The organism is Peribacillus sp. NPDC058002 (genome assembly GCF_042886655.1).
Lineage (GTDB): Bacteria > Bacillota > Bacilli > Bacillales > DSM-1321 > Peribacillus > Peribacillus aracenensis.
In genome coordinates, this window is the sequence record NZ_JBHVQU010000236.1 from 1 (window position 1) to 5,245 (window position 5,245).

Below are 5,245 nucleotides of genomic sequence, written 5' to 3' on the forward strand. Positions count from 1 at the left end.
TCTATATAGGGTTCAATTTTTTCACCATCAAATACATAGTCAGTACTAATATGAAAAAACTTCACTTTTTTTTCCTTTGCTTCACAAGCTAGATAATAAGGTCCAATTCCATTAATTAAAAAAGCTTGATCTATATCCGTTTCGCAAAGATCAACTTGTGTAAAGGCAGCAGTATTAATAAGATAATCTGGCTGGATTTTCTCAATCATTTCTTTTATTTGCGTACGATTAGTAATATCTAATTGTTGTTTAGTAAATGGAAATACCACATAATTTTCCTCTTTAAAAAGCTGAATGAGTTCTTTTCCTAATTGGCCTCCTGCACCTGTAATGACAATCTTCATATGGAAGAACCTTTAAATTTGTTCATGTGCCAAAGAACAGTTTCTTCTAATGATTGATCAAAGTAAGAGGTTTGTTTCCAGCTTAACTCGTTTTGTAACTTAGAAGAATCAATAGCATATCTTCGGTCATGACCTTTTCTGTCTTCAACAAATTCAATCAAGTGGTCAGGCTTCCCCATTATTTCTAAAATTTGTTTTACGACATCGATATTTTTCCTTTCATTTCCGCCACCAATATTATAAACTTCACCCCAATTACCATTTTCAAGAATAAGAGAAATGGCTTTACAATGATCTTCTACAAACAGCCAATCTCTTATCTGTAGACCATCCCCATAAACGGGGATTTTAAGGTTGTGAAGCGCCCTATTTACAATGGTTGGAATGAATTTTTCCATGTGTTGAAATGGACCGAAATTATTACTGCATCTTGTCGTAATCAAAGGTAATTTATATGTTTCATAGTAAGATCTTACTAATAAATCCGAGCTTGCTTTCGTAGCCGAATAAGGATTGTTAGGTGAAAGAGGGGATTCTTCTGTGAATGGTTGTTGAGTAGGGCTTAAAGTACCATAAACTTCGTCTGTGGAAATATGGATCATTTTTTTTGCATACCCTTTGATTAATTGTTGTAATACTTGATAAGTACCGACAATATTTGTTTGTACGAATTTATCTGCATTTTGAATACTATTATCAACATGGGACTCTGCAGCAAAATGAATAATCGCTTCATAATTTTGATCCATCACAGTTTCCATATCTTTTTCATCTACAATGCTTCCTTTAATAAAGCGAAATTTAGAATTAGATGATGTTAGGGCGCGTATCTCTTCAGGATGGCTTGCGTACGTTAGAGAATCGATAACTGTTATATTGTATGACGTATTCTTTAGCAAATGGCGAACAAAGTTTAGGCCGATGAAACCAGCCCCACCTGTAACAAGAAGATTCATGATTGCCTCCTTTCAATGAATAGCTGTTAACTTTCTATTAATCTTACAAGGTATTGCCCATATTCATTTTTCGCTAATGGTTTAGCTAAGGCAAGAAGTTGCTGTGGCGAAATAAATCCTTTTCGAAAGGCAATTTCTTCTATACAAGCAATTTGAACGTTTTGCCTATTTTGAATGGTTTGGATAAATAAAGAAGCGTCAAGAAGTGATTCATGAGTACCGGTGTCTAACCAGCTGAATCCTCTACCCAATAACTCAACCTTAAGCTGGTTTTCCTTGAGGTAACATTCATTTACAGAAGTAATTTCATATTCTCCACGAGAAGATTTCTTAATACTCTTTGCGATATCAATCACATTATTATCATAAAAATAAAGTCCTGTAATAGCATAGTGAGATTTAGGCGTTACAGGTTTTTCTTCCAAAGATATCACTTTCCGATTTTCATCAAATTCTACAACACCAAATCGTTCAGGATCTTTAACATGATAGCCGAATATAGTCGCACCGTTATGCCGATTAACGACTTCTTCCAATGTTTTAGTGAAATTATGTCCATAAAAAATATTGTCTCCTAATATTAAAGATACAGAGTCCTTTCCTATAAAATCCTCTCCAATAATAAAAGCCTGTGCGATACCATCCGGTTTTTCCTGTGTTATATAACTTATATTGATTCCTAATTGTGACCCATCGCCTAATAAATTTTTAAAACGAGGTATATCAATAGGGGTAGAAATGATTAAGATATCTTTAATTCCAGCAAGCATTAGCACGGACAATGGATAATAAATTAAGGGTTTATCATAAACAGGCAATAGCTGTTTTGAGACAACCTTCGTTAACGGGTATAATCTAGTGCCATTTCCACCAGCTAATATTATTCCTTTCATTATTATTCACCTCCTCAAGCAGTATGATATAAAAAACAAAATGAATTTAAATTTTTTCGGTTTCTGAATTTCACGAAAAAAATAATCCTTTTCATCATATGCGTAAAGAATGTGATTGGATTCTGTAAAAATGAGATGTGATTTTAAAGATTTATATAGATTTCTTACGAGATTGAGATTTATTGGTATGAAAAGACTACTAAGCTAAATTGAAAACACGCTTTGTAGTCTTTTTTCTCTCTTGGTTAAAAATCAACCGGGTGAAATAATTCTTTGCTTTACAAATGACAAAAGCACAGAAAGAAGGCGTTTCAATTACATGGGAACTTCAGTAAAATGTTGTATTTTAGTATAGAACTCGTAATATGGAAAAGTGAAATAGTCTGGTTTCTTAAGTTTTTTCACTGGAACCCATTAGTTTATATCTATTTGTTAAGCCTTATTACCTGCATTCTATTCTAAATCTTTTTTTAACTGTGCAGGTACTCCTGCATAAAGGGTTTTCGCGGGAACATCATTCTTTACAAATGCTCCGCCTCCTATAATCGACCAAGCACCGATATTAATTTTTTCACGGATAGAAGAACCAATTCCAATGTACGCTCCTTCATCAATCGTAACATTACCTCCAATATTAACTCCTGGGCCTATCGTGACATAGTCGGTGATGATATTATCATGGCTAATGTTCGAACTTCGATTTATGATGACAAAATTTCCTACTTGAACATTTGTGGTAATAATGGTTCCTTCACAAATAATCGAACCGACTCCAAGTGTGTTCCGTTTTGATATGAAAACAGAAGGGTGGACTATTGTCTCAGCAATCTCAAAACCTGCATTTTTGGTTTTGGTGACAAAGCGCTTTTTTAGAGATGGATCTCCTACACCGGCACAAACAATTTTAATTTTGTTCCGAAGAGAATTAATATCATGAAGATCTCCCAAAACCGGTACATTATCTATTATTATCCCCTTCATTTCCGATCTTTCATCTAGAAATCCTATAACCTCATAACTTGAATTTTCACATAGATGATTTACCTCGCGTGCATGCCCTCCACATCCCCAGATGACGATTTTATTCATGGTTTCAATCCCTTAGCAAGCACTTGCGTTACTTGCACGATATCACTTTGTTTCATTTCTTCCCATAGAGGCAAACTAATTATGCGTCCTGACATACTATTGGTAATAGGCATTAATGTGCGATTGAATGATGTAAAATAATTTTGTTGATGACATGTGGGGGAAAAATAGGTGCGTGCTTCTATTTGATTGTCAGCCAGCAATTTCACAAAATCTAAATTACTTTGATCTTCAGGACAGAGAACAGGCATAAATTGATGGGGAATTTCCCCTTCTGTTTTTTGGAGTTGCCATTTTTTTAAGACAGGGGTTTGTTGGAATTGCTCTTGGTACCATTGATAAATTCGTTGTCTCTGTCGTCTCTTTTCAGGAAAGGCATCTAGAGTTGCAAGAGCAACGGCTGCGCCATATTCTGAAAGTTTACTATTAAGACCTTGTGATATAGTTTCCCTGTCAGCCGAGAACCCAAAATTTCCCGCCTGACGAACTTGATTTATCAAATCTTTATCAGCACTATATACTAATCCGCCTTCGCCAATACCAAATGATTTCGTAGCATGAAAGCTGAACACAATAGGGCCGGGAAAATTATTGCCAAATGATCCACTCCGCCCTGATGTCCCAAAACTTGGGGCAGCATCAAAAACCACCGGTATCCCTGACTCATGAATTTGTTTATAAAAGGATAGGTTTACGTCTGTTCCAAAGGTTGAGTAGGGAACAACGACCGCCACCTTTTCTCCTAATTTTTCCAATTCATCTTTTACAAGTTCCTCATTCATACACCAATCGTCTTTGTTCACATCTACAAAATAAGGTTCTAAACCACACCACATAGCCGCTAAAGGGGTGGCTGAGAAAGTAAAGCTAGGCATTAATGCAAACTGCCCTTTGGGCCGTTTACTCTGATTAATGGCTAACATCAGTCCACTGGTAGCATTGTTGACCGTGAGTACCGCTCCGTTTCCTTCATAGTATTCGTTTAGCACTCTATTCTCAAAAAGAGTAGTTAATGGTCCATAATTACTGTACAATCTGGATTGTTCAATCTGAGATAAATAATCGGTAAATGTGTCTTGTTTCACTAAGTTGGGTCGTAAAAACGGAATTTTACGGATATTTTTCATCTCCGTTTCAATTAATTTATAAATTTTAATTACTTTCTCACATAATTACTGATAAGTATTCAAAAGATCCATCCAAAAATAAAATTAAATTCCGGGTCATGCAATGGTTCATTGCTGTAGTGTAGAATTTTTTGATAGTCGGAGTTTTATTGTGTCATGGCCTGATTGGCACGCAAAGCGGATATAAATCTGGACTTTATAAGAAACAACCAAAAACAACCTCAATCAAAAGCATATCCAGCCACATATTCCATTTGAAATCGATTGCCATCAATGGATATTTTTTTTATACGATAGTTCTTTGGTGTTCTTTCCATTAATATTCCTTTTGATTAAATTTTATGGCTTAAAATTGCAATTAACAGGAGTGCTATAATTTTAATAGTTCTTTAGTAGTTTACGGTGAAAAATAATATTTTTGAAAAAAACAGGGGTGTTTTAACTGTATAAAAGTACATAAACCAAGGGTAGGTTTTCATTTTCTATTAGGAATTGAAAGGTGATTTTAGCATGTAGATTACATTGCGGATTAAGAGAAGATTAGACAGGAAATGTTATATACTCAATGGAGATCACTTTTAGGTTTATTGGTAACCCTATAGTTTATAAAATTTCGGCAGTATAAGAAGATTGGAAATTGCAGAAGTCAGCTTTTAAAGCGATTTGAATGGATCGGTGTAGTTTTCAGAGCATTCTCATTTAGCGGAAATAAAAAAACCGGTTTATAAGGACGAAATGATTAAGGAATATCATCTAAGCCATCTGATGACACTGTGTGTCAAATGAAATGTAAATCCAAGAAAGAAGTAAAGGATGAAATCGTATTACGTTATAGC

5 protein-coding genes are annotated in these 5,245 nt (G+C 34.8%); all 5 read right to left on the reverse strand.

Features of this window, described 5'->3' with window-relative positions; translation table 11 throughout:
* A partial coding sequence (locus ACFVSH_RS22450; RefSeq protein WP_387707904.1) for an SDR family oxidoreductase occupies nucleotides 1–344 on the reverse strand: 344 nt, incomplete at its 3' end.
* Nucleotides 341–1,300 carry a dTDP-glucose 4,6-dehydratase gene (gene rfbB, locus ACFVSH_RS22455; RefSeq protein WP_387598299.1) on the reverse strand — a complete coding sequence of 320 codons (960 nt, stop codon included), beginning with the start codon at nucleotides 1,298–1,300 and terminating at the stop codon, nucleotides 341–343. The genes rfbB and ACFVSH_RS22450, both read right to left, overlap by 4 nt.
* Before the next feature lie 26 nt (nucleotides 1,301–1,326).
* The gene (gene rfbA / locus ACFVSH_RS22460) at nucleotides 1,327–2,193 is read right to left on the reverse strand and encodes a glucose-1-phosphate thymidylyltransferase RfbA (protein WP_387598302.1); all 867 of its coding nucleotides are present in this window, start codon (nucleotides 2,191–2,193) and stop codon (nucleotides 1,327–1,329) included.
* A gap of 453 nt (nucleotides 2,194–2,646) precedes the next feature.
* The gene (locus ACFVSH_RS22465) at nucleotides 2,647–3,282 is read right to left on the reverse strand and encodes an acetyltransferase (protein WP_387598305.1); all 636 of its coding nucleotides are present in this window, start codon (nucleotides 3,280–3,282) and stop codon (nucleotides 2,647–2,649) included.
* Nucleotides 3,279–4,400 carry a DegT/DnrJ/EryC1/StrS family aminotransferase gene (locus tag ACFVSH_RS22470; RefSeq protein ID WP_387707906.1) on the reverse strand — a complete coding sequence of 374 codons (1,122 nt, stop codon included), beginning with the start codon at nucleotides 4,398–4,400 and terminating at the stop codon, nucleotides 3,279–3,281. The genes ACFVSH_RS22465 and ACFVSH_RS22470 overlap by 4 nt, the downstream gene beginning before the upstream one ends.
* Nucleotides 4,401–5,245 lie beyond the last annotated feature (845 nt).

Bases quoted from the DNA above. Each gene is read 5' to 3' on its own strand.
- rfbA (WP_387598302.1), bottom strand. From the start codon at position 2,193: ATGAAAGGAATAATATTAGCTGGTGGAAATGGCACTAGATTATACCCG.
- ACFVSH_RS22465 (WP_387598305.1), bottom strand. From the start codon at position 3,282: ATGAATAAAATCGTCATCTGGGGATGTGGAGGGCATGCACGCGAGGTA.
- rfbB (WP_387598299.1), bottom strand. From the start codon at position 1,300: ATGAATCTTCTTGTTACAGGTGGGGCTGGTTTCATCGGCCTAAACTTT.